We start from the raw sequence: 23,178 nt of genomic DNA on the forward strand, positions 1-23,178 counted from the left end.
GGCGTCCCAGCGACCGCAGGGAGCAAGTGATGCGTATTGTTAGCTTTGCATATCAATTTCAACAACTTGAGCCTCTGTAAATATACTTTTAGCTTTTTCAAACACGATATCTCTATTAGCTGGATGAACTGTAATATCTATTGCGTTATCTGATAACGTAAAAAGTGTAAGACAGCCAGCCATTTGGATTTTTGATATGTCTGACTTTTTTATCAATCGTCCTTTGGTGTTATAAAAACGAGAGTAAGAATTTGGTCTTACCTGCACGGTTGTACCTAAATCACTAAATGTTCTTTCTACTTTATCCAAATAGTTAACAGGAATCATTGATTCCAACTTTATAACCAATACAAAAAACAATACGGAGCCAATCAAAAATAGCAAAGTGTCGATAAATGCCTCCGCAAAGCTAACGCCCGCATAACGGGCAATGACACGTAGGCTAAAATTGGAGCGAAACTACTGAGCCCAAGTATCATTGTCCCAGCGAGCTTGCGAGCGAGTTTATGCGCTTGTTAGTTGCCGTTTACCTTTTGTATAAGTATTTATTAAGTACTTTATAAGTCAAATATTCCAATAAAAGTGAAATGCAGTAAAGAAAAAGAACACCTAACACAAGCCAAATGCCAGATAAGTCTACAAATCGCTCTTCATAGGGTTCCAGAAGGCGTATTGCACCGAAGAAGACAACAAAACTAAACGCAATGTAAGCATAAATTCTGTTTTTTAAAATTCTATCTTCACTAAAGTTCATAAGTACCTAAGGCAACTAACGTCGTAAACAGCGGCGAGCGTAAGCGAGTCCGGCAGTGACAGCTGCGAACTGCTTTACTTTGTTAACACCCTCAGCCGCGCGAGGGATATACATGATAGCGATTCTCACCAGTGCTTTGGACGACCACTTTATCCCCAGCTTTCAAAGCGTGTGCTCGAAAAAACTCGCCCACCCATGAACGCTTGCGAAATATCTTTTTGTCGCCGGCAATATCAGTTTTTATCGGATCACCAATACCGCTGTGGACCTCTAACAGAACATCGGCCATAGAATCCGAGTTTGCACCGCCGACGGAGCTAGTTGGGAACATCTTCATGGCCGACGACAAATAAAGATGATTGTTATTTATATTTCCTTGTGTCAGCTCAATTGTTACGTATCTCATGCAACCTCATTATTGTAGTGTTAGCGCCGCGATAAACGGTGGTTTTTAAGTTGCGCTTTTGCCATAAAATAGAGCGAAACGGAATGGCAAAAGTGCAACTTAAAATCCATGCGTTTGATTGCTTTGTTACACATTTGGATAGTGTTGAATCCAAGGATCATTGCAGCCAACTTCTTTATAAATATAAACAACCTCTTCAACCAAGTGCTTGGCAAGCTCTTGTACTATTTTACTAACGCCACGATTTGCATCCGATTCATAGCCATACCGGTCTTTAACAAAGGTTGTTTGGTACTCATTTAGTTGCCATTCAACAGAGCGAGTAATTAGCCTTGCTTTTGTCATCGGAGGCAGAGCCTCTGCAAGCTGCATTAGATTATGTTTGTCAGTAACTTTTGGAGCTAGTTTTTTTCAAATTTGTAGGTTGCATAAACCTTTCCAGGGTGATCTACAACACTAGAGAAAAAGCTTTTGAGGAGAATTTCAATCGATAATGCAGCATTAATTTGAGAGATTTTCATCATGTTTCGTTCAGACACTAAAATCTCAGCCGCTCTACAAAATTTATAGGCATCTTCTATCATCCTTGGCGCCAAAGTTAATTCGTCTTTGATGCTACTCACTTGCACCTCTTGCCTGTGTAACGCCCAAGTTCAACGGAACCGCGCAACGGTTTCCGCTGAAACGCAAAGTTAGGCGCTGCGAGCCCCTTCCGCTGTGGGGCAGAAGCCGGCAATCGGTAGTAGTGTGCGGCGTCAGGACAGGACATTGGCGACATAGTCACGACGTATCTCGATCTTCTCTGCAAAAATTTGCCAAGAGAACCAAGCATCCCCCCTTAGCTGACCGCCAAGCTCCAAGACTCCCTGCTTGGTCCCAGAGTACTGCACCCAATCGAGAGGAAGGTCCGGATCAGGGTGAGGAGCTGTAACTCCATGACCCACGAAATGCTCGATCTTTTCGTTGGTCACATTGTGAGCGATCACTATGATCTTGCAAGGCGAGTTCTCGGATCCCCACTCGAGCTCGATGAGCAACCAGTCAGGGTTTCTGTGGACGCCAACCACACTGCAGTCGTCTAAGTCCGCGCGTTCGAGCTCTTCCATTTGGGCGCCTAACGCTTGAGTTAAACCTCGACGCAAAGCGGCGTCGGTTTGAACGATTTGTTAGGCAGAATCAACGAACTCTCTTCAGAGTGCCGAGTTCTGATCTATAAGTATCCCCATCCACCCTGGTGAAACGAATGGTATGCCCTTCCGCCATCCCGCTTTTGTAGATAACAAGAATATCGTTTCCATCGTGTTTGTATGAGACTTTACTAATTATCCCCATGGCCTCTTCTTCGTTTTGGCGGTACGTGACGTTCATTGGCATTCCTCCCTGTAAACGCCAAGTTCCTTCTAATTCTCCAGGCCCTTTACTGCACCCAGTCAAATAAACCGTACTGAATAATATCGCCAAGGTTAAAAATATCCGTTTCATCATCTCTCCCGATTTGAAATGTTCCGCCTAACGCCCGCACTGAATTATATCGCCACCAACTCAGCGATTTTTTCGGCAATCTCAGCCATTGAATCTTCCGAGGTGTCTAAACCAGTTCTTGATGCAAGCAAAGGGCTTACATTACGAAGAGCGTCATATGTCGTATTGTGGACTATAGGGACGAGCCGGTTACCTGCTAATAAAGCAGATAGCTCTTTATCAGCAACGCTTTCCTTTGGAAGACGCTCTAACATTGCGGGAGTTACCAGAACAAGCCCTACTTTGGAATTTACCAAGCCCTTGTCGATGGCTCGCATCATCGGTACACCCAGACCAAGATCTTTTTCACTGAACCAAACTTTCACACCGGCGGTTTCAAGTAAATCATGCAGTTCCTTGGCAGACTCTTTACGATCAGCCCATGCATGGCATAAAAAAGCATCTCGAATATCTGGCTGGGCAGCTGCTTTAACTTCTACTGCCTCTCTTATAGGTGTTAACGATTGAATTTGAGAAGAAGTATACGAGACTGACGAACTCGACTTAGACCAGCGGGGTTTTGCGCTTCTAGAGCTGCTCCCTCCACTACTAGAATACTTACTCGAACCAGAATACGATGGATATGAAGAACTGTAACCGCTATAGCCACTGTACCCACGACTCTTATAACGACACGCTGGACAATTTGCCGCAGCTGCAGCAGAACTGTGCCCTCTCACTGGTGCAGTACATCTTGCCATGATGTTTTCTCCTTACTTGAATATAGTTCTAACGCTTCACTAACCGGCGCAGCTATGCTGCGTCCGGCGCCGAAGGCGCGTAGTTGATTGATTTGTTAGAGTGCTTTTTGTTTGGCACGATCTCTAGATTTTTCAATGAACTCCCTATGGCCTTGGACGATCATTGGATTTCTATCGTAACACTCTACTGTCTTTTTTCTTATTCGTCGTTTCACCTGACTCATCGACAACCAACGATTAAAATTTAACTGCGTTCTGTAGTTCACATGAGTTGATTTAAGTTCATCATTTCCAGATGGTTCGGGTTTTGATGCCCATGATCGATTTTGGTGCAGACTGCTTCCGGGAAATTTTTCACATGACTTAATCACATAATCAGTTAAATTTTTTGAATCATAAACAACAAAGGACTCTCTGCTCCTAAATTGCAATTCATTTAACAAAAGAATGTCAGTGATTTTATCTACATAGCTGAAGTGATATTTCTTATCACCAAACTTATATACTTTCTTATCATACAGGCAAAGCGTAATTGAGCGTGAAATAGGAAGAAATACCTGTAGGCCGCAAGATGTCAAAGATGTATAGGCTATGTTATTGGAATTTCTCAGATGCCAGTTATAGTGAACTACAGGATGATCAGAAATGACAAAACTTGTATCTGTTTTATTAATTAGTATATGCCACTCAAGGTCATCTAATAGTGGCCAGTTTAATGCGCCTTCTAATGTTTGCTGCCCCAAAACAGCTTTTGGGTCATTCAAAACGAATTTAACATTTTCTATTGTTTCTTTATCAAACCCATTTAATTCACCAAGCTCTCTGATTAGAGAACTCGTAAAGTTGTCAATATTTTTCAAAGAGGCAGATAAAGCACTTGGTGTTCTATTCAGCTGCACAGTTATAAATCTGAGCAAGTCAATTCTATTGCAGATGATTGGTGCTGTCGGATTATCTACAATATTTTGAAATATAGAGGCTGCTGGCCCCTCAACATTCTGCGCTAAAAAGTTTTCAACTAAATTGTCTCTGCCATAAAAATAGTTTTCTGATAGCACACGCGCAACAGAGGTTGGAGGCCTTGATATAATCCGCTTAGAGTCATACACATTTACAACTTCGTCACCTTCAGAAAAATGCTTAATTAGCGATTGAGGAACAAAGTGTTGATTTTTCGTTATTTGCGACATGTTCTGCACTCTAACGCCCGCAATAAACGGCGCGAGGAACGAGCGTCCGGCGACCGCAGGGAGCTAATTTAATTACTTTGTTAGAAGGGTTATAGCTCATAAGCATCTCGCACGTCATCTACAAGCTGAGTGCATTCCCGAAGTAAGATCAACGAATAGTGCACGAGACTTTGGTTCCGCCCTGGCTCAACCTCACCATCTGGGATGTGTTTCCCACCGTGGAATAGATTGTTTCGAACTGTTCGAACCATGAGTATCAATTGGTGCAATTGGCTTTGGTCTGGGTCAATTTCAAAGTCCCGAAAGCGAACTCGACCACCCTCAGAAAGAAACTGCTTGCGGGGAGGCGAATTCCAAAGATACTCAACCGCCACCTTCAAATCTTCACTGGATTCAGCGTAGAACCGTTCATTAGCTACATTGGCAAATCGATCCCAAGAAGCAGAAACTTCGCGTCGATTCCCAACCGCAAACCTTGTCGCTTTCAGCGCGTATTCCATCCGGGCGAACACCGCCAGAAACTCGCACGCCAGTTCGCTTGGCATATGAAGATGTCGGAATGCCGTATCCATGCCCCTCCTTCTAACGCCCGCAGCAAGCGCGGCTTTTTAGTGCAGGCGTAGCCGGAACGAAAAAGCCGTCGCTTTGACTGCGATTGTTAGGCATTTTTCTTTGCCTCTTCGTACTTTCTTTGAGCATCATCTCTTGCCTTCTTTTTCCGTTCTTCGCTGGGTGCGTTGTCCGCCTTAATTTCTGGAGCTTGGCATAGAAGCGTTTCGTTATGAATATTCGCTAAAATCCCAAGACAAGCTGCGGTGAAATGGCCTCTTGGACGATGATCCTTCTCATGATATGAGAAGGACAGTTCTCCGCACTGACTTTTGATTTTCTCTACTTCAAAGTCAATTGCATCTGCGTTATGCGCAAACTCGTTTCGAATTTTTCTCAACAAATCTAAATCACGCCGTTCAATCTTAGATATTTTCCCCAAATAAAATGCCAACTTTATGCGAGAGGAAAATGAAGCGAGTGGTGCATTACCTTCAAAAAGATCATTCTTAATCTTTTTGTCATGAGCCAAGGCACAATAAAGAAGGTCAGATAGAGCCTTGTCGAGGTATGAAGTAGCGAACAAAGCACACCCTCTGTCCGTTTCTTTAGTAAGAGCCTTTCTAAAGGCCAAAACCTCCTGACTTCTCTTATTAATGAACTCTTCTGGCTTCACGATATCTCCCTGTAAGATGCCTAACGCCAGCAGTAACCGGTGTTTTTTTGGTGAGCGCAGCGAGCGAAAAATACGTCCGCGTTTACAGCCTTGTTAGGCATTGCCATTAGTCATCATCCGGGTCTTTATGATTGTCAATTATTCGTTTTGCCTCTCGGTCATAGCCGTCCGCCAAAACTCGCAAGGTAACGGCAAATCGCTGAAAACCTGCGTTCTCTATATCCTCGGCTTTGTTTCGGAACTGGTCAGCCAATTCTCGCTCCGGTTTTCCAGTTGGGTCAACCCAGTGAACTCCGCGCGAGTTGTATGTCCCCGTGCTGTAACCGTCTCGCATGTCATCAGCTTCACGGTCATTCAGTGCGGCCGCGACCACGCGGCGTATCCATAAGCCGTCTGGATCGGGTGGGGTATGAATCAATACTTCGCCAATATTGATGAGTGCAACTTCCAGGTGGCCGGACTCCGTACAGGCTTCCTTTACCCTTTGGAGCCATTCAGTAAAGCGCTCTTCGCTGAATGTTTCATCTTGTTGTGTTCCAGGCGGTGTCTTCCACTCATGCAATAGCCGCCAGGCATTTGTTGCAATTGTTTTTGATTCCTCGGCTAGTTCTCTTGGCGGCTGCTCCTCTTTCTTGGATCGGTAGATAAGTCGAATTATTTCGCAAAAGAACTCGGGGTCATTGGCCAATCGGCTTTCAAGGAGTTGGGGAGCGGCGTCTTTATCACGGACGAGCATAGGAACATATGCCCACTCAACCCTAAAGAGATCGTCCTCGTTAACCGAAGGTTCTGCCTGAAGATACTTGATCAATTCGACGATGTGGTAACCGTCCATGACGTAGCTAGGCTCACTGGAGGACGGTGCTGCAAGCAACGCTCGAACACATTGGCTACTATCGATAGGCCGCTTGGCATGGCGCATCCTGTCCAGACAGTCGATTGCCGCATGTGGTCTGCCATATTCAATCAGTCTCTCAATCGCATCGGCAAGGTCACCATCGGCCTGATAGGCATTCGCGCCGGTGCGGATCCAGTATTCATACTCTTGCGCCTGAAGCCATTCAGAGGCACGTTCCCATGTTTCTTTGGTAAATGGTACATAAGCCAGAAATTGTCCTATTTGCTCGGGCGTCCAACCAGATTTATCGAGATCGTCGCACCACTCCCAGCCTTTGAGATGATAACGTCTCCAGATAAAACCGCTCACCAAGGCCTTGCGTTTGTTGTCCGGTGAGTCTAGAAAGGAAGGCAAAAGGGTGCGCTCAACGACTGAATCGACAATAACCCCTAGCGCTTGCCCTACCTGTCCGGACGAGGAAACCGATTCAGCAAATCGGATCACACCATCAACACCATCTTGATGAAAGATTTCTAAAACAGCCGTTTCACGCCGCGTAACGAGTTTCTTTCGTTGCTCCTCCCAATCGCCGTTCTCTTCGTAGAGGTCAAAGTCACGACCTGTAAAAAGATGCTGATATAAATTGAAAGGGTTGGTGGGGGCGAGTTGCTCGGCAACGTGTTCAATTCTGGTAATCAGTTCGTCGGGCATTGCCCATTTCGCATCGGAGAACCGTCGGTGTTTACTTGTAAATTTCGTAAGATGGTCCCAAATCGAAAGTCGTTGCTCTTCGGGGAGTTTTGAAATGGGTTTGGAGGCAAGAACCTGGAGCAGTCGATCAAAAGCAGGTTCAGGCAGGTTATCAAAATGATCGATCAATGCGGAAAGCCGACCGGTATCTTGACCAGCGGCAGTCACCGCAAGTTCCGCGTAAAAAGATACCTGCTGCCAGTATTCCTCGTGTGTGACACCTTTTTCCCAATCATTAGGGATGATCTTTCGCCAGGTTGGTTTGTGCGATCCAGAAGAGGTCTGGTGTTGTCCGGGCAGAAGCTGAATGATCAGATTCCAAGCGATATCCGGCCATTCTCGCAGGATCGCACGCACCGCCACCTTGCGCTTGTCAACAGATGCCAGTGTTTGCGGAAGCCAGGGTAGCAAAATGGTTGCAAGAGAATTTTCTGGGCGATTAGCCCACTGGCCGCCAGGGTCATGGCTGGCAAGTTCACTAAGCGCAACACAGACGCGAACTAGGTATTGCTCATCCCAAGCCAGTCCTTCCAATGCCCAGAGCAGGCCGGTTAAATAATTACCGCCAGTGATGCCGCTGCCTTCCTGAGAAAAAAGCTCATCAAAAGGACAGGGCGTCAGACGCATTGCCTTTTCGACCACATCCAAAAGTTCACCCGGGTCAGCTTCGGCCAGAATGGGCAGCAAACCATTCAGGCTACCCCACAAAACCCAGTCAGCATCAGTCAGGAGTTCACCTATCACCAATACGCAGGTTGCTTCAGCTTGCCCTTGCGAGCAGTTATCGCACGCCTCCTGTTGGCTGCCCAGAATAGCCAACCCCTCAGCAATGCCTTTTCGCAACACGTGTGAACATTTCATAGTCTTGCCATGAATGCTCGCCGCGTATCGCTCTTCAGCGGGCAGTTCAAATGTGGGGTCTAGCTCCTTCAGTACGGAAATAGCAAGAGACTTGAACGTGTCGAGGTTCTGATCAAGGATGCGCGATCCTAGCAGACTCCAAAGCTCGGCTCGATTAGTAACTTTCCAGATGCCGTTTCTGAGAGACAACGGGCTGTCAGGACAATGTAATATTTCCCGTGCCTTCTTCAACCATTCGTCGTAACTGATGCCAAGCAGTTGGGTTATCGCCTCAAGGTCACATTCACTTTTTTCGTTCCAGCTCCCAATCAGGACCGCTAGGGCCAAATAGGTGGCGTCCGGGTGCTTGGACCAATCGGTTTTAGATTTCTCCTTTCCCGCCTTAAATTCCTCAGGCATCTCCGTCACAACCTTTTGTTTAAAGGCATCCAAAAGATCGTCTGGAATCTTGCTAAGCGTGATGGTTCCGGCATCCTGATTCCAGGTTTGTACGATATCGACAGCCCGTGACCAGACCCACTGCGGAGACTGCTGCTGGAATTGAGAAATGTGGGAATGCAACAGAGACAGGACAACACCGAACTCGTTACCAAGATCGTAGCCGAGTAGATGAAAGTGGTTCAGAAAGTCATAGAATTCGTCCCGTGAAACATCGTTGCCGCCATTTGCTGCCTTCAGGTGATGCTGAATGACCTCCAGTTTCTCGGCACTCTTGGGTGGGCTGAAATTTGCCTGCTGGACGTTTCTGAAAAACTCATCAACGTCTTTGGTGTGTCTCGCCTGGTTCAGCAACCATTGCACATTGTGTGCATCGGTCATGCTGAGCGGCCCTGTGATCAGGGCAATAATATCTTTATCCCTAGAAAACACCTTAGGATTTTTGAAATCATTCCAGGCGGCCTGCATCACCTCCCCAAACACGGTGCTGCCCTGAGTGATGGCAATGGAATGCTTGATCTGCCCGAGGAGTTTCCGCCTTTCATTGCTGTTCAAGTTTTCTACAACAACAACGAGGTCGTCTGTATTAAAGCCGTCGATCTTGCCCTGAAGTTTGATTTCCACAATTGGCCAGCAGGGAATACACGGGGCGTGACCGCCAGTGAGCATCAGCGCAACAAAAGACGCCTGGACGTGCGCTTCAAAATGAACACCGCCACCGCCTGTAGAAAAGGGATTGCTTAGATTTTTCTTCTTCACGATCTATGGCCGCTCCTCATAGGTAACTTGGATGCCTAACGCCTCAATAACCGACCGCGTTGTGGCGAAGCCACGCTTTTAGCGGTCCGCAGGCACGAAGTTGATTGATTTGTTAGGCTATACCAACTCTCCATCTACAGTGATCCCCAATGCTTTAGTTAGATCTTTTAGAACTTCTTTCAAGCTGCTGTAATGTTGACCGGTATCAATGTACTGAGAAAGATCATTACCGTTGTCGTCGTTAATACCCACTACTTGAAACATGCCAGATGAACCAATATCGTTACAAGTTTCATAGTCAGGATGTATGGATACCCAAATACTGTCATTTTGTGGAACTCCCGACCACTCTACCACTCCATACTCATCTTCAATCTCTTCAATGCATAGTCTAATAACGTGCTCAGAGACATCAGTTCCGTACTCGTCAAACATGACTTCCTCAAGTTCATATGGACCTCCCCATATATAGAAATAACCGCCTTCTCTGGATTCATACGGCAAACTATTTTCAGGTGGCTCATAGTTAGAAAGAAACCAGTCCTTCATTTCCTGTATAGTCGAATCTATAGAGTTCGTTTTATATGGGTGTTCATGGAACGCTTTTTCTGGTCTAAAGTGCTCTAACCACTCAACTCGTTGTACAGTCTCCTCAGGCGTATCTAATATCTCAAGTAATTGAGAAAGTGGTGCTATATGAAATGACTTTCCGCCTGATGCTCTCCGGTATTCATCTATTAATTCATACCTAGGTTGGAATGGTTTTTTATCAACGTTATTTTGCCAATCAGGCTTTCCGTCTGATGATATAAAAACCAAATCATTTTTAAACTCTTGACCTATTTCTAGGATCGTATGCCAAATAATTAAATCACCTTCAGCGTTAAGTGGTTTGTTTCCATCTTTGTAGCCAGGCGGGAGTCTATTATCCAGTCTAAACTTGAAACTCTTCTCTAGATCAGTGTCACCTATAGAATGATCATATATAACATCTTCATTGAATATTTCCGAGTAAGCCATGCTAACTGGATCACTTCTCTCAAAATTTGATATAACATTTAGGACAGATTTTACTTTATCTTTAATCTGTTTTTCTTTCTCAAAGACAGACTTTTGTAATTCAACAAGCTCTTGATACTCAGCAATATCTGACAAAATTGGATATCTTTTTAAATCTCGCTGAGAGCCGGACATTTTACTTACACTAGAGTAAATATCTCCCAGCCTGACGGCTCTATTTTTTGCGAACTCTCTTGACGCATGACTAGGGACATAAAGTCTATTTTCTTCAGCCAGCTTTCTATACGCGGATACTATCTCATCAAGCTTTTGTTTGTTGACATTAAATGGGAATAATAAAGTGTTTGTGTCTAATACAATAATGCCGTTTTTTAGTGAGTTTTCTAAGCTTGAGCTCTCCTTAGCGAAGATGCTCTTTGCATCAGGGAACACCTCTCCTAATAAGTTGAATTTTGACACAAAATATCCTTAAAAATTGATGTTAACTATTTTAATAGCCTAACGCCCCAAATCACCGGGCCGGCGCAGTGGAGCAATTTTGTGGTAAAAAGGAGCGCAGCGACACCACAAAATTGCGCAACGTAGCTGGCTCCGCGTGGATTGGATTGTTAGGGCGCTGACCAATGTGATTCATAAAAGCCGCCACCGCAACGAATATCCAGGACCGCTGGAGCTATAGCGGGTTACGGTATCATTGTGTTCAAACTTCGCCTTTGCTCGCTTAGCGGTAGGTGGCAATGTATCCCGACTCGCCATTAGATAGCTCTGGATTTCATCATATCTCTTGTCGATACCACCATGACCAGGATGTGAATCTGCACCCACTGTTCCTGACTCATACATCGAATTCCACTTAACAAATATATTCCATTGCTCTATTTCTAGCTCAAGATATTGATCTTCTATCGGCCAAACAAGATACGTGCTGAGGTATTCGTCTTCTTCTTCGTCAAACAGAGATTTAAAACGATGAGGAACACCATTCACATCTGCAACCCCCAATCGAGGACCGTCATACCACTCATTTTCTACGTAAACCTTTTCAGGTGGACCGAAACTTTTCATGGCTCCCAACTCGATTGAACCCTAACGCTTTGCTAATCGGCTGCCGTAGCGCAGGCAGTCCAGTGGAGGCCACGTTGTGTGTGGCCGGAACGAAATTAAGCAACTTGTTATGAACCACTTGGCACCTGATAATCAGCAACTAACCCTACATTCTTGATAGGTGAGGGCAAAATATCATCTGCAGTATTGATTACGCCATCCCGACCATAGGAGCGAATATGGTATGAACCCTCATCAATTAACTCGTAATAGTAAAGTTTGCCTCCTGTGTTTACTTGAGCTGCATCAAGAAGGAAAACCATAGAGTTCTCTGGTAGAGATTTTTGCAAGATTTCTAATGATTCTGGGTAATGACCATTCTGTACTTTGTAAAACTCAATGGCTTGTACAGCACTATTTAGCTGAGTTTTAGCAAATTCACCACGCAACTCGTCATAAATACCTCCCTCTTGTACAAAGCCAAAGTACCCTAGCGCACTATAAAGAATCACTGTAAATCCAATGCCGCATACACCAACTATTTTTAATTTTGTGTGCTTTATAGCAAAGCCCCAAATAATGGCTATGATTCCGAATAAAACACCAATTAGCGGAATGAATGACATCCCACCAATAACGTAGCCCAGACATCCAGCTTCCTTTGCATTTCCCTGTTCATTTTCCATACACACCTACACTTCTTCTGGTTTATAACGCCCCGCTAAACGGCGAGCGTTAGCGAGTCCGGTGGAGGCCACGCTTTTAGTGGCCGGAACGAATTTAAGCGGTTTGTTAGGCATTTTTTTGCTCCAGTTTTACCCCCATTGTCATGGGGGGAAAAACATGCCTGATTATAATTCTGCTTTTGTTCACTAGGCCGAGGGTAATTTCATTTACAGCCCCCTCTCCCAAGTAATCATTTTGAATCACTTCCTCAACTTTCATCGGAAGACGCAAAGTATTGAACGACGACTGACAATTCACTGACTCAATTTTTTCAAGTGATAACGCCATCCCAGGATACCGACCAATAATCTCCACTTCACATGGTTTGACTTGGAATATCGTTTGATCATCAAATACTAAATTAATGTCATAACAAATCAGAAAACCTTCATTAGTATCGTCTTGCCAAGCAGCATGAACCTTCTCATGGTTTTCCCCAAGACGAATTTCAACAAGGTATTTGCTATCTAAACTAATCTTTTTGTTCATGGAAATGCCTAACGCTTCAAGAAGAGGCGCGCGTATTTTGCGCGTCCTTCTTGCTTGACTTGTTAGAAGAACGGCTTGCACAAAACATAACAAAGCCAACCACACCAACAAGTAGAGTGTGACCAGTTAGAGCGCGTACTTGATGAGGTTGCCTTTCGTTGTATTCCAACTCACTAATTTCGTAAAACTCTTTAGGCCGCTCTCTCAAGGCGAAATACTTACCATTCTCAACCTTCGTGTTCCCACCCATTGATACACTATAGAAAAAATTAAAAAAGAAATATGCCAATAGAATTAAGCCACACAAAAAGGGCTTGAGGTTCAAATTTCCGAGAATTTCTTCCCCGAAACTCGCACCAGTGCGACCGGCGTACCTTTTTACAGAAATTAGCCCAACAAGAAAAACAACTATACATGCGACAGACAATGAAATAGTTAAATATGTAGGAGGTAAAATTCCAAACCAAGTTATAACTTGTATTAAACCCAATCCAAGCATTGGGATCATCATTAAATATTTCATAGTTCTTCTAACGCTTTTATTAAACTGCGCCGTAGGTGTCTGTTTTGAATTTTTTGTTATACGGTCGAGTCACTGTCACAGCCCCTCCAGATACACGGAATAGCCGAAAATAAGCAAAATTCCGTAAAAAATAAACATGACCGCAAACGCTAGCGGATAGGACAATATAGCCACATATCTTATCCGTTTATCTCTAAGCACGTAGCCAAATACTGCCGCGAAAACAAACCAAAATAGAATTGCACCGAAAATAGCGCTGTCCACAAAGAACGCCTGTGAAGCTCCGATATCTATATTCACAAAGCCATACGGTAGCAGCAGACATTGCGGCCAAAAAAATAAAAAATTACTAAAAACCGGTATAGCGAACGCCAAGAGTGGAAATAACACCACTGACAAAGCTAGCATCCCAATCAGGACTAATAATCTCTTTAAAATAGCGCTATTCATCTTGACCCCAGGGCATGTGCATCCAGACTTCGAATGCCGTATAACGCCGCGTACATAGGCGCAAGCTTGCGAGCATCTTGCCGCCGCTTGCAACGTCAAACTGGTACGCTTGGTTATGCATGATTGCTGATGAAATCACCGTAGCCCCAAATTAAAGTTCCAATTAGTGCAATGGCTAAGCCAGAGTGCATTGCTAGCTTTTGCTGTAAAGACACAGTACCCATGGTGACGTAATCTTCCTGAATTATTTTGGCTATATACTTCCCTTCACAAAGTACACCTAAAATTACAAGTATCGAGCCAGAACGTTGAAACCAAGACACACCAGTCCCAAAGGATGAATAATCTAACATTACTGAAACACCCGTTATCAGTGCCGCGATTAACAGGTAACTGCCTTCCCTCTTTAAAGTAGGAAAGTATTCTGGATGCTTTAATCTAAATTCTTCTACTCTATTCATCTATTTCACGCATAACTCCCCACTAAGGGGCGATAACACATGGGCTAAAGTTAGGAACAAAGTGACGCAGCCCATATGTTAGCGTCCCAGCGAGCGAAGAGAGAGCCTTGAGTGGCTTGTTACATTTTCAACTGCCCGGTAAATGCCAAAAACAAACCGTACGTTAATGCGGGTATCCAAACTAAAAGCGCCAACCTTTGCAGTATTACGCCTATAGGCTTAAACCACTTTGATTGGTAAACGTACGGTGGTTGAATGGCATCCATGTACCGAGGAAATTTACCTTTAAATTCTTCTTTTACAAACAATGGCATCAGCATCGGAGCAAACACACCACAAAAGCTCAAAAAGAGAATTAATAAAGTGCCAAAAATAATTTCAATTGTTTCCATACTTACCTGAAAGTATAACGCTTCAAGCAGAGGCGCCAGCTTTGCTGGCGTCCTGCTGACTTGACTTGCTAAGTAACGTGTTTGTTAAACCACGGACGGACGTTTGGAATACCTTAAGCCCTGCGACTGTTACGATAATTCTATCGTTTTCTACTTTGTACGAAGCAGGAAATGCTCGAACCAATCTTTCAAGATCAGATCGATTTTTCGACAACGAAACACGACCCGCAATATGCATTAATGAGTTCCTGACGAGCTGTGCGTCCGTAATCGTTTGGTAATCGGTTGAGGAGGCAAGGTCTTCTTTGAGCAAAGATTGAATGTAGGGCTTAAACTTTGATATGCCCATTCCTTTGCCGAGCTCCACTTTATGGGGGTTGAATGATTGTGAAAGCAGAAAGAGCATTTCTTCTAGGTGCCCAAACATCAAGAGAAAGGTCATTTCTCTGAGCTTCTTGGGGAAATGATTCTCATAATTTTGCTTCCAATAAGCCTTATCCGTTTTTTCCAGTTCCTCCACCGAATCTATTTCACCAAGGATTACATTGACGTGGTTGTGAAATTGAGCGGTTAGGCTCAAGTTCGTTTCCATCATCCATTTGAACATCTGATCTCGATCATCCATAGGAGTTACATAACGCCGCAAGCAGCGGCGAGCGGTAGCGAGTCCAGCACCACAGGTGCGATGCTGACTTGCCTTGTTAGTTTCGGGTCTGAACTAGGAGATATATTCACCAATGGCCAGCCCCTTCTCCTTGTCAGTTAAAGCGTTGAAGCTATCTATGTCGCCATTTGATTTCAGTGAGCGACCATGAAAGAAAATACAAGCTAAGAAAAGAGGCAGCCAAAGTATCAACGATCCGCAAAAAAAGAAGGCAACTTTTGTGAAAACACTGCCATTTAGCCCAAAGTATATGGATGGCGCTCCAACAACAGAATAAATCCACATCATATTTGAATAGCAAGCTACAGCTGCGTGAAAAACAACATTACGACTGTAGATGATTGATTTTTCCATAGCCTAATTCACTTATAAAACTAACGCGTTGCTAAGGGGCTGCCGCAGCGTAGCGTAGGCAGCCCCTTAGAGGCCACGCCATTTGTGGCCGGAACGAAATTAAGCAAATTGTTAGATACCAACTGATTCACTTACTTTTTCTGCGAAAGATTTATAACCCGGAGTCATATGGTCTACAACGTAAATTGTTACCCCACTAGAATCTACTAATTTCAGTATTTGCGAAATTTCATAGTTTTTTACTTCGGCAATATCTGACCAAGCATACGAATTTTTAGTACCTTTAATTTCCACTGTAAACTGTGAATCATCAAACACAACTTTCGCAGGAACAAACTTTGCTAAAAGCAACCCGATATAAGAGATATACGCTACACCCGCGCCAAGGAAAATAAAAATTCCCGCCCCACTAAGCCCGGACTTAGGTAATGCTTCATAAGCTAAATAAAACATATAGCCTGACAAGCAAGGAAAGCTCACGATTGCGACGTATAAAATGAATTGAATCCAAATTGGGTTGTATACGACCATGTCTATCCTTGAGTATCTAACGCTTCAATCAGCCGCGTCAGCGGTCGGTTGGATTGACTTGTTAAAGTTGGGTTGTGCTATTAATTTTATGGCATTAGTTGGTAACACAAGCAGTAAATCGCCATCACTTCCGCTTAGTTTGAGCTTGGTGTTTGTCCCAATATTTGTGAACAATATATTAGCTTCTTGAATACTACATAATTCATTACAGACCAAATCAGAGATCAAGCCTTCACTTTTATAACTCTCCAGTATAGCTTTATATTCTTTCGCTTCTACGTGCAGCGTAATGCCCTCTTGCCTCACCCCCATGGTTTCAAATGTTGTTCGTGTTACACCACCACCCACCTGACCAAATAATAATGGGGAGATGTATATAAGTACGTAAAAAACATTTTTTACTATCCGAGGACTGATAGGGCTTGTATTTATTGGCTTCCCATTGGAGTCTAATAGCTTGTCATTCGTGCTGCTGCGCTTTGATACGTTTTCGATTAGCGTATAAAGAAAGCCAATCAGAAATAGTGCTCCAAATATCGCTAGGAGGGGATGCCCCTCAGAATAGCTAGTGCCCAAGATAAAAAGGTTGGCGATAGAGCCTCCCCCAAAAACCATGAGCCAATCGGATTTTGGTAACGGAACAACGATATCAACCTTATTCTTTGTTAATTTCAGAATAAAGTTTATGGGTTTGGCAAAAACTGCGACCCAAAAAATACTGGCAATAAAAAAAGCAAACGCGACGACTGAATAATAGAAGCCAAATACCACAACAACCCATAAAAAGAAGAGTGTGTCGGCTACGGTCATGCCTGATGGGTAAAAGTTGATACTGCCACAGTAATAAATTACCAGTATTGCACCAATAACTGCGCCGGTAATGCCAAACGCCCTAGAGTGCTCCCTTACTGCATTAGTTAAGCTTCCAACTAACGAACTACTTTCCATATAATAATACGAGAAATTTAACGCCCGAAATAACCGGCGTGCGCTCGCACGTCCGGCGCCGCACGCGCGCAGTTAATTGACTTGTTATGTTTGCTTATAGCCATACTAACCCTTGATAGGGTTTAGACTTTAACGATTCCAAACGACTTTGTAGGCTACCGCTATGGATTTCCAATTTATGGCCGTCAGGATCGAGCAAGTATAAAGAAAGTCCTTCGCTTCTATTTTGTTTCCATTCAACGACATGTGCTTCGCGAAGCTTTTTAGTAACTGGTTCGAAATTCTCTTCGGAAACATCAAACGCGATGTGACAGTAATCTTGGCTCGGATGCACTTCGTCACAAGACAAGCAAATCCATGTAGCCCCCAAGCTCAGATATGCCCCACTATCCCAGCGGACATGTGCCTTCATTCCTAGTATACGCGTATAGAACTCCAAGGACCGTTCAAGGTCACTTACTGCAATAGTAATATGATTTATTCCTCGTAACACTGACTCTCCTCAGCGAACATAACGCATGGCTCTGCGGTTGGTTACAGCTGGCGACTTTTGGCCAGCGCAGCGATGCCGAAAAGGTGCCAACTATAACCAATCCGCAGGAGCCACTTGTTAGGCGATTTTGACATACTGACAAAACTCTTTGCCAAAATCTGATAAAAAAACCAGATCATCTAAATATTCATCTTGCTGACCATTCATTTGATAGCTACCTCTCCTTGATGCAAGATAGCCACAAGATCGTATTTTGCTTATAGCACTGTATACGACATATTGGCTAACGCCAGGCTTGCTAATTTGCCTTATTTGCACAGGTTGCTCTTGATTGAAAAGGCATGCCAATATTTCACATTCAAGCACTGACATTGATGACAAGGTATCTAGATAATGTTTTCTTTGATCAAAATCACCAGTTAACGTGTTTTGCAATGTACTTATGAGGAAGTTTTTGAGATAAGTGATTTTTTGTTCTCTGCTCTCTTGCTCAACTTTTTCATTAAGGTCTTCGATAAGGCTCACTAATTCATCCGTGTTTTGTCCGTCTATACAGAGGTCAACATCTTTCAATCTTTCTATTTCCTCTTTTATTTCTGTATAAAATGACTCCAACCTTTCAAATCGTTTTTCTTGTTTTGCCCCGAAGTACATTGTTGACAAAGGGCCGCCAATATAGGGAATTGCTTCAATGCTCGCCTGAATTAGTAAATCGCGTTTTTTCGATGAGTCTGTCATATTTTTTAGCCTAACGCCGCGTTCACCGGCTTGTCCGGTGCAACGCTTTGTTAGGTCCTCGGTTAGCTCGCTTGTATTTCTCTTGATATTCGCGACGCTGCTTAGTGATTTCGTACAGAACTATGCCTGTTGTTGTTCCAAGATTGAGGCTTTCAATCATTCCAAACATCGGTATCGAGACGCAAAAAGCACTGTTTTCAACCGCCAAATCACTGATTCCTCTGGATTCGTTCCCGAACCATACGGCTAGTTTGGGATGCGTATAGTCAGCTTCGTGAAGAACAAAATTCTCTTTGCCTTTTACATGAGGCGAGGTGACCACGGATGTAAACCTATTTTTAGCTAGGTGTTCCAAGCACAGCTCAGTGCTATCAAACCTCTTTACAAAACTCCAATTGATGGCAGAAACGGATGTCTTAAACAAAGATTTCCTTTCTCTCATCTCCTCCCAACCTTCAGGAAGAGCGTTTCGTGGGTCTACGATATACGTCTTTTCAACACCTAAGGCATTAACATTACGGATCACTGTTCCAATGTTCTTTATGTCCATTGGGTACTCAAGTACCGCTATCAAATTCTTGCAACGATATGGCTTTATTTCATCAGCCCGTTTGCGTATGTCGCTTTTCAGCTCTTCCATAAAGTTTCCAAACATTGATAGATAAAGGAACGATGCTAAGGATAGAAGCCCTTTTATGGAAATGCTCAGTGCCGAAATTCGATTGCGTGGCTACGCGCTGCCAACAATCTGGGAAAGCAAAACCTTTATATCTCTACCTACCCTATCGAGCACTTCGTTCGAGTTTAAAAAATGCGCCATCCCACGGAAGATACACTATATCTTCCATGCCTTTTATTAAGGTCACTCCGGGAAACGATGATAATTCTGCGCAGCTTACACGCAGAATCTCGGTAGCTTCACCATCAATATTTAACTGTGAAAAAGGTGCGCGGTAGGCGATTCGAAAATCAGCCTCACTGAGTTCTTGCGGTGCATATTGAGGTGCTTCACATGTATTTTCGCGAAACGAAAACAGCGATTCAGCATATATAGCTTCTTCACCGAACCACTCTTGTGCTTCTTCAGCGCCTAGCGCGCTCACAGCTGGAAACTCAACATCAGTTACTTTCCACTCGCCGAGATACCAACTGTTCGCGCAGCCAGAGAGCAATACTAAGCTGACGAACAACAAAATTAGCCGCATATCAAAGCCGCACCTACAATGCTCTGGTTCATTAATCTGCTTGAACGTCCGATTTTGTGTACTTGTATTCAAACGATACAACGGCAGCACATAAACCACTAAAAGCAAGAAGCGAGAGAGCCCCAACTACACTCCAAATACTTCCCAATATTGCCACACCGCTGCGATCGGGCGTATTAAACGACATTGTAGCGCCGCCCATATCTCGTGTTATCGTTTCGCCGCCGAGAAATGGAATCGAAATAATTAAGAAAATGGTAACGGCAAACAAGAGATAAGCTAATAAGCAAATCAAGCGGCTTGAGAATAGTAGAGGTTTTAAGTTCTCTGATTTCAAATTCGAGTATGGATAAAATTTCATGAACATTCCTTTTGAGTATAAACAACAACTTTACGCAGATAACATAGCACTATGAGTGCGAACCTTATCGAGTTATGGTCGCTTGGTTCGGCAACGATTCGGAATATTCCAAAATCTCGTAATAATTCAGCCCATCGATGTGTTCGCCGAGCATGCCGTAATTCAGCTCAGAGACGAGCTTCGGATTAATCACTACTTCATACGCTGTTTTTACCTCCGAGAGCTGAATTGCTAGCAAAGCTACAACAAACTCTTGCCGCTCTCGTTGATTTAAGTTCTGATTTACTTCAGAAATACCTTGCCTTGTTGATTCGGCACTTGAACCATCGAATACATAACTATCTTTGACGCTCGCGCAGCCACTAATAAAAATAATGAGGAACGCACACACTAAAATTCTCACGGTTTTTTCTCCTTTTTTCGGGCCTTGTAAACTAAACCTGCGTACGCCACGAGTAAAAACGGTAGCGTAACTACTGAAAACGTAGTTATCAGAACCAGGATGCCATACGCAGCATCATTCGCAGATTTCTCGCTATCACCTATACCTGCCATGATATTAAAAACTACATGCTCTAGATTGAGCATCGTAAGAGTACTTACAATCAACGACAGAGGTAATAAAGTGCCTACCAGCACGCTTTTCCCTGATAAGCCTGATACTTTTATTAAATAATGCACTAATAGCGCTACACGCCAGCTTGCTACAATAATGAGAAACCAAATATTGGCGCTCTGAGCAGCTTCGAAACTCATAAAACGTTCTACCGGAATGGCATAGAACAACGCGGGAAGCGACGTGAAAGAAACGAAAAGCAATACACTTTTGTAGCTCCATCGCTGCGGTTTAAGCGGATACAGGAGTGCCCATAAAATAAATGCGAGTACAAAAATATAAGCTACTGAGCCTAACCCTAAGTATTGCCATAATTCTGCTCTGGGGTTATCCCAATATCTACCAATCCCACACAGCCAAGCCGCTGCAATCCCAAACCCCAAATACCAATGCAAAATTGAAGTATCAATTTTAATAGGCTTAAAGAACAGAAACCGGATTTGCTGTATAAAAATCTTTTGTAGTTTATTTATTTTTGAATCTCCGGAATAAACTCACGCGGAAGAGATGGATACAGAGGCGAAGATAGCGGGGGAAATATTTCGATGGGTACGCTACCGCACGGTAGCGCAACATTAAACGTGGCTTCCGGCCTCAAATACTCCCTTAACTAAAAATCAACAATACCCAACTTTGCAAATACCAGCAAGAATTAATTCCCACGGGGTTATCCCTCAGTTCCGGGCTTTTTTCGGGCAGCTTTTATGCCGCCTCGTTGTTTTTTCGCAGTAACGCGGCGAGCTTTAGCCGATTTGCTCGGTCTGGTGGCGATACGCTTTTTCTGCACAATGGCTACGCTGGCAACCAGTTGAATGAAATCAGCTAGTGCTTGTTCGCGGTTGGCGAGTTGGCTGCGGCTTTCTTGGCATTTGATAATGATTTTGCCGCTTTGGGTAATGCGGTGATCACTTTTATTGAGGAGTTTTTCTTTGTAGAACTCGGGCAAGCTTGATGCGCGAATATCAAAAATAAGCTGTGCGGCGGTAGCCACTTTGTTTACGTTTTGCCCACCCGCTCCGCTTGAGCGAATAAATTGCCACTCAACTTCGCTATCAGGAATACTTACCCGTGCTGAAATCTGTATATCTGCCATACTTTTTCTAATCCTTCTCCGCGCTTATGTATCCCTACTTAAACTCTTAACATCCATTACTCGATTTCATTCGAATAATCTCCAATAAGCCATTGCAAAGTATATAATACGTTGCGTCTGGAGATTGAAGCGCACAGACAGCACTACCCGCTTCGAGTTAATTATTTTATTGACCGAGGAGTAACCTATGATTGAAGAAATCCGTAATAACTTACTTTATAACGTAATGATTCCTGGAGTAATCGCAGTGCTCGGCATCATTGCTGCATCGGCTTACTTATACGCGTATGTGCTTTAACGCGCTTCAATAAATCCTAAAAGCTTACATAAAGCATGTAGCTTACACCAAAAACAAAGGCCCTACAGCGATTCCCAACCCGCCGTAGGGCCTTTTTCTATACGTATTTAGAACAACGTATTAAATCATTTCTACTGCTAAAGCTACCGCTTCACCGCCACCAATGCACAGCGAGGTTACGCCTTTGCTTTTGCCGTGCTGCTTCAGTGCGTGCAACAAAGTAACTAATAAACGCGCGCCAGAAGCACCAATTGGATGGCCAAGTGCACAAGCACCGCCGTTCACGTTAACTTTCGCATCATCAAGCTGCATATCTTTAATGGCAATCATAGTTACCATAGCGAAGGCTTCGTTGATTTCCCAAAGATCTACGTCATCTTTGATCCACCCTGCTTGCTCTAGCGCTTTGTTCATTGCGCCAACTGGCGCCATGGTGAACTCTGAAGGCTTTTGCGAATGGGTAGCATGAGAAACGATACGCGCCAACGGTGTTAAACCACTTGCTATGGAATCGCTTTCACGCATTAATACGAGTGCAGCGGCACCATCAGAAATTGAGGAAGAATTCGCTGCTGTTACGGTGCCATCTTTCGCGAACGCTGGGCGTAGGCTTGGAATTTTATCAATGCGCGCTTTACCGGGTTGCTCATCAATACTTACCGTAACATCGCCTTTGCGATCGCTGTAGGTTAACGGCTCAATTTCATCAGCAAATAAGCCTTCATTAATAGCGTTCTGCGCCCGCGTTAGTGAACGAATGGCGAAATCGTCCATATCTTCGCGAGTAAAACCATAGCTATCGGCTGTATCTTGCGCGTAACAACCCATGGCTTTGCCTTCATAGGCATCTTGCAGGCCATCGAACATCATGTGGTCAATAACTTGGCCATGGCCCATGCGGTAGCCGCCACGTGCTTTATCTAACAAATACGGCGCATTCGACATGCTTTCCATGCCGCCCGCCACTACTACCTTGGCCGAGCCTGCTTTAATTAAATCGTGGCCGAACATAACGGTTTTTAAGCCTGAACCACATACTTTATTAATCGTGGTAGCACCGGTGCCAAGTGGCAAGCCTGCGCCGATCATGGCTTGGCGTGCAGGTGCTTGCTTTAAACCCGCAGGAAGCACACAGCCCATAATTACTTCACTCACATCGTCACCGGCAATGCCAGCACGGCTTACGGCGGCTTTAATCGCGGCTGCGCCTAAATCGGGTGCGCTTACAGGGCTTAATTCACCCATGAAACCGCCCATTGGCGTGCGCGCGGCGGAAACAATGACTACTGAATCTGAGCTCATGAAACTTATCTCCTGAAGGTTGTAAAA

Annotated in this window: 31 protein-coding genes; all 31 read right to left on the reverse strand. The window is 44.1% G+C overall.

Annotation, left to right across the window (positions count from 1 at the left end; genetic code table 11):
* Positions 1–39: 39 nt before the first annotated feature.
* The 31 genes from CWE13_RS02955 to CWE13_RS03105 all read right to left on the reverse strand — a co-directional run bounded on the left by CWE13_RS02955 (position 40) and on the right by CWE13_RS03105 (position 23,151).
* A complete protein-coding gene (locus tag CWE13_RS02955) occupies positions 40–327 on the reverse strand; it encodes a hypothetical protein (protein ID WP_126805840.1) in 288 nt (95 codons plus the stop codon).
* Positions 328–845: 518 nt separating this feature from the next.
* Positions 846–1,160 (reverse strand): hypothetical protein, encoded by a 315-nt coding sequence (locus CWE13_RS02960; RefSeq protein ID WP_126805841.1) that lies wholly within the window; start codon positions 1,158–1,160, stop codon positions 846–848.
* A 126-nt stretch (positions 1,161–1,286) separates the two neighbouring features.
* The gene (locus CWE13_RS02965) at positions 1,287–1,505 is read right to left on the reverse strand and encodes a hypothetical protein (protein ID WP_126805842.1); all 219 of its coding nucleotides are present in this window, start codon (positions 1,503–1,505) and stop codon (positions 1,287–1,289) included.
* 56 nt (positions 1,506–1,561) lie between these two features.
* The gene (locus tag CWE13_RS02970; protein WP_126805843.1) at positions 1,562–1,783 is read right to left on the reverse strand and encodes a hypothetical protein; all 222 of its coding nucleotides are present in this window, start codon (positions 1,781–1,783) and stop codon (positions 1,562–1,564) included.
* Positions 1,784–1,915: 132 nt separating this feature from the next.
* Positions 1,916–2,266, reverse strand: coding sequence for a hypothetical protein (locus CWE13_RS02975; RefSeq protein ID WP_126805844.1), 351 nt, complete (start codon positions 2,264–2,266; stop codon positions 1,916–1,918).
* Positions 2,267–2,686: 420 nt separating this feature from the next.
* Positions 2,687–3,382 carry a toll/interleukin-1 receptor domain-containing protein gene (locus CWE13_RS02980; RefSeq protein ID WP_126805845.1) on the reverse strand — a complete coding sequence of 232 codons (696 nt, stop codon included), beginning with the start codon at positions 3,380–3,382 and terminating at the stop codon, positions 2,687–2,689.
* 95 nt (positions 3,383–3,477) lie between these two features.
* Positions 3,478–4,572, reverse strand: a complete 1,095-nt coding sequence (locus CWE13_RS02985) for a DUF4238 domain-containing protein (protein WP_126805846.1) — start codon at positions 4,570–4,572, stop codon at positions 3,478–3,480.
* 89 nt (positions 4,573–4,661) lie between these two features.
* Entirely contained in the window at positions 4,662–5,144 is a 483-nt protein-coding gene (locus tag CWE13_RS02990; RefSeq protein WP_126805847.1) for a hypothetical protein, read from the reverse strand.
* 86 nt (positions 5,145–5,230) lie between these two features.
* Positions 5,231–5,797, reverse strand: a complete 567-nt coding sequence (locus CWE13_RS02995) for an MltR family transcriptional regulator (RefSeq protein WP_157980926.1) — start codon at positions 5,795–5,797, stop codon at positions 5,231–5,233.
* 106 nt (positions 5,798–5,903) lie between these two features.
* Positions 5,904–9,443, reverse strand: coding sequence for a hypothetical protein (locus CWE13_RS03000; RefSeq protein ID WP_241973617.1), 3,540 nt, complete (start codon positions 9,441–9,443; stop codon positions 5,904–5,906).
* Positions 9,444–9,560: 117 nt separating this feature from the next.
* Positions 9,561–10,922, reverse strand: coding sequence for a PIN-like domain-containing protein (locus tag CWE13_RS03005; RefSeq protein ID WP_126805850.1), 1,362 nt, complete (start codon positions 10,920–10,922; stop codon positions 9,561–9,563).
* A 171-nt stretch (positions 10,923–11,093) separates the two neighbouring features.
* Positions 11,094–11,528: a hypothetical protein gene (locus CWE13_RS03010; protein WP_126805851.1), complete on the reverse strand. Its 435-nt coding sequence runs from the start codon at positions 11,526–11,528 to the stop codon at positions 11,094–11,096.
* A gap of 107 nt (positions 11,529–11,635) precedes the next feature.
* A complete protein-coding gene (locus tag CWE13_RS03015) occupies positions 11,636–12,193 on the reverse strand; it encodes a type II secretion system protein GspG (protein WP_126805852.1) in 558 nt (185 codons plus the stop codon).
* A 106-nt stretch (positions 12,194–12,299) separates the two neighbouring features.
* Positions 12,300–12,722 (reverse strand): hypothetical protein, encoded by a 423-nt coding sequence (locus CWE13_RS03020; protein WP_126805853.1) that lies wholly within the window; start codon positions 12,720–12,722, stop codon positions 12,300–12,302.
* A gap of 16 nt (positions 12,723–12,738) precedes the next feature.
* A complete protein-coding gene (locus tag CWE13_RS03025) occupies positions 12,739–13,245 on the reverse strand; it encodes a hypothetical protein (protein WP_126805854.1) in 507 nt (168 codons plus the stop codon).
* Between the two features lie 75 nt (positions 13,246–13,320).
* The gene (locus CWE13_RS03030) at positions 13,321–13,695 is read right to left on the reverse strand and encodes a hypothetical protein (protein WP_126805855.1); all 375 of its coding nucleotides are present in this window, start codon (positions 13,693–13,695) and stop codon (positions 13,321–13,323) included.
* A 113-nt stretch (positions 13,696–13,808) separates the two neighbouring features.
* On the reverse strand, positions 13,809–14,156 hold the full coding sequence (locus tag CWE13_RS03035) for a hypothetical protein (protein ID WP_126805856.1): 348 nt from the start codon (positions 14,154–14,156) through the stop codon (positions 13,809–13,811).
* Between the two features lie 119 nt (positions 14,157–14,275).
* Positions 14,276–14,548: a hypothetical protein gene (locus CWE13_RS03040; protein ID WP_126805857.1), complete on the reverse strand. Its 273-nt coding sequence runs from the start codon at positions 14,546–14,548 to the stop codon at positions 14,276–14,278.
* Between the two features lie 22 nt (positions 14,549–14,570).
* On the reverse strand, positions 14,571–15,173 hold the full coding sequence (locus CWE13_RS03045; protein ID WP_126805858.1) for a hypothetical protein: 603 nt from the start codon (positions 15,171–15,173) through the stop codon (positions 14,571–14,573).
* 93 nt (positions 15,174–15,266) lie between these two features.
* Positions 15,267–15,566: a hypothetical protein gene (locus tag CWE13_RS03050; protein ID WP_126805859.1), complete on the reverse strand. Its 300-nt coding sequence runs from the start codon at positions 15,564–15,566 to the stop codon at positions 15,267–15,269.
* Positions 15,567–15,677: 111 nt separating this feature from the next.
* The gene (locus tag CWE13_RS03055) at positions 15,678–16,097 is read right to left on the reverse strand and encodes a hypothetical protein (RefSeq protein ID WP_126805860.1); all 420 of its coding nucleotides are present in this window, start codon (positions 16,095–16,097) and stop codon (positions 15,678–15,680) included.
* 24 nt (positions 16,098–16,121) lie between these two features.
* Positions 16,122–17,045, reverse strand: coding sequence for a hypothetical protein (locus tag CWE13_RS03060; protein WP_126805861.1), 924 nt, complete (start codon positions 17,043–17,045; stop codon positions 16,122–16,124).
* Positions 17,046–17,139: 94 nt separating this feature from the next.
* Complete coding sequence (locus CWE13_RS03065) at positions 17,140–17,538, reverse strand: FosC2 family fosfomycin resistance glutathione transferase (RefSeq protein WP_126805862.1); 399 nt, start codon at positions 17,536–17,538, stop codon at positions 17,140–17,142.
* Between the two features lie 117 nt (positions 17,539–17,655).
* Positions 17,656–18,276 (reverse strand): hypothetical protein, encoded by a 621-nt coding sequence (locus CWE13_RS03070; RefSeq protein ID WP_126805863.1) that lies wholly within the window; start codon positions 18,274–18,276, stop codon positions 17,656–17,658.
* Positions 18,277–18,298: 22 nt separating this feature from the next.
* Positions 18,299–18,916 (reverse strand): TrmH family RNA methyltransferase, encoded by a 618-nt coding sequence (locus tag CWE13_RS03075; RefSeq protein WP_126805864.1) that lies wholly within the window; start codon positions 18,914–18,916, stop codon positions 18,299–18,301.
* A gap of 142 nt (positions 18,917–19,058) precedes the next feature.
* The gene (locus CWE13_RS03080) at positions 19,059–19,481 is read right to left on the reverse strand and encodes a hypothetical protein (RefSeq protein WP_126805865.1); all 423 of its coding nucleotides are present in this window, start codon (positions 19,479–19,481) and stop codon (positions 19,059–19,061) included.
* A 31-nt stretch (positions 19,482–19,512) separates the two neighbouring features.
* A complete protein-coding gene (locus tag CWE13_RS03085; protein WP_126805866.1) occupies positions 19,513–19,842 on the reverse strand; it encodes a hypothetical protein in 330 nt (109 codons plus the stop codon).
* A 64-nt stretch (positions 19,843–19,906) separates the two neighbouring features.
* A complete protein-coding gene (locus CWE13_RS03090) occupies positions 19,907–20,245 on the reverse strand; it encodes a DUF6694 family lipoprotein (protein WP_126805867.1) in 339 nt (112 codons plus the stop codon).
* Complete coding sequence (locus CWE13_RS03095; protein WP_126805868.1) at positions 20,242–20,853, reverse strand: hypothetical protein; 612 nt, start codon at positions 20,851–20,853, stop codon at positions 20,242–20,244. Before CWE13_RS03095 ends, CWE13_RS03090 begins: the two co-directional genes overlap by 4 nt.
* A gap of 272 nt (positions 20,854–21,125) precedes the next feature.
* Entirely contained in the window at positions 21,126–21,551 is a 426-nt protein-coding gene (arfB, locus tag CWE13_RS03100) for an alternative ribosome rescue aminoacyl-tRNA hydrolase ArfB (protein ID WP_126805869.1), read from the reverse strand.
* Between the two features lie 418 nt (positions 21,552–21,969).
* Entirely contained in the window at positions 21,970–23,151 is a 1,182-nt protein-coding gene (locus tag CWE13_RS03105; protein ID WP_126805870.1) for an acetyl-CoA C-acyltransferase, read from the reverse strand.
* Positions 23,152–23,178 lie beyond the last annotated feature (27 nt).

The sequence above is a fragment of the Aliidiomarina shirensis genome (assembly GCF_003987345.1).
Classification (GTDB): domain Bacteria; phylum Pseudomonadota; class Gammaproteobacteria; order Enterobacterales; family Alteromonadaceae; genus Aliidiomarina; species Aliidiomarina shirensis.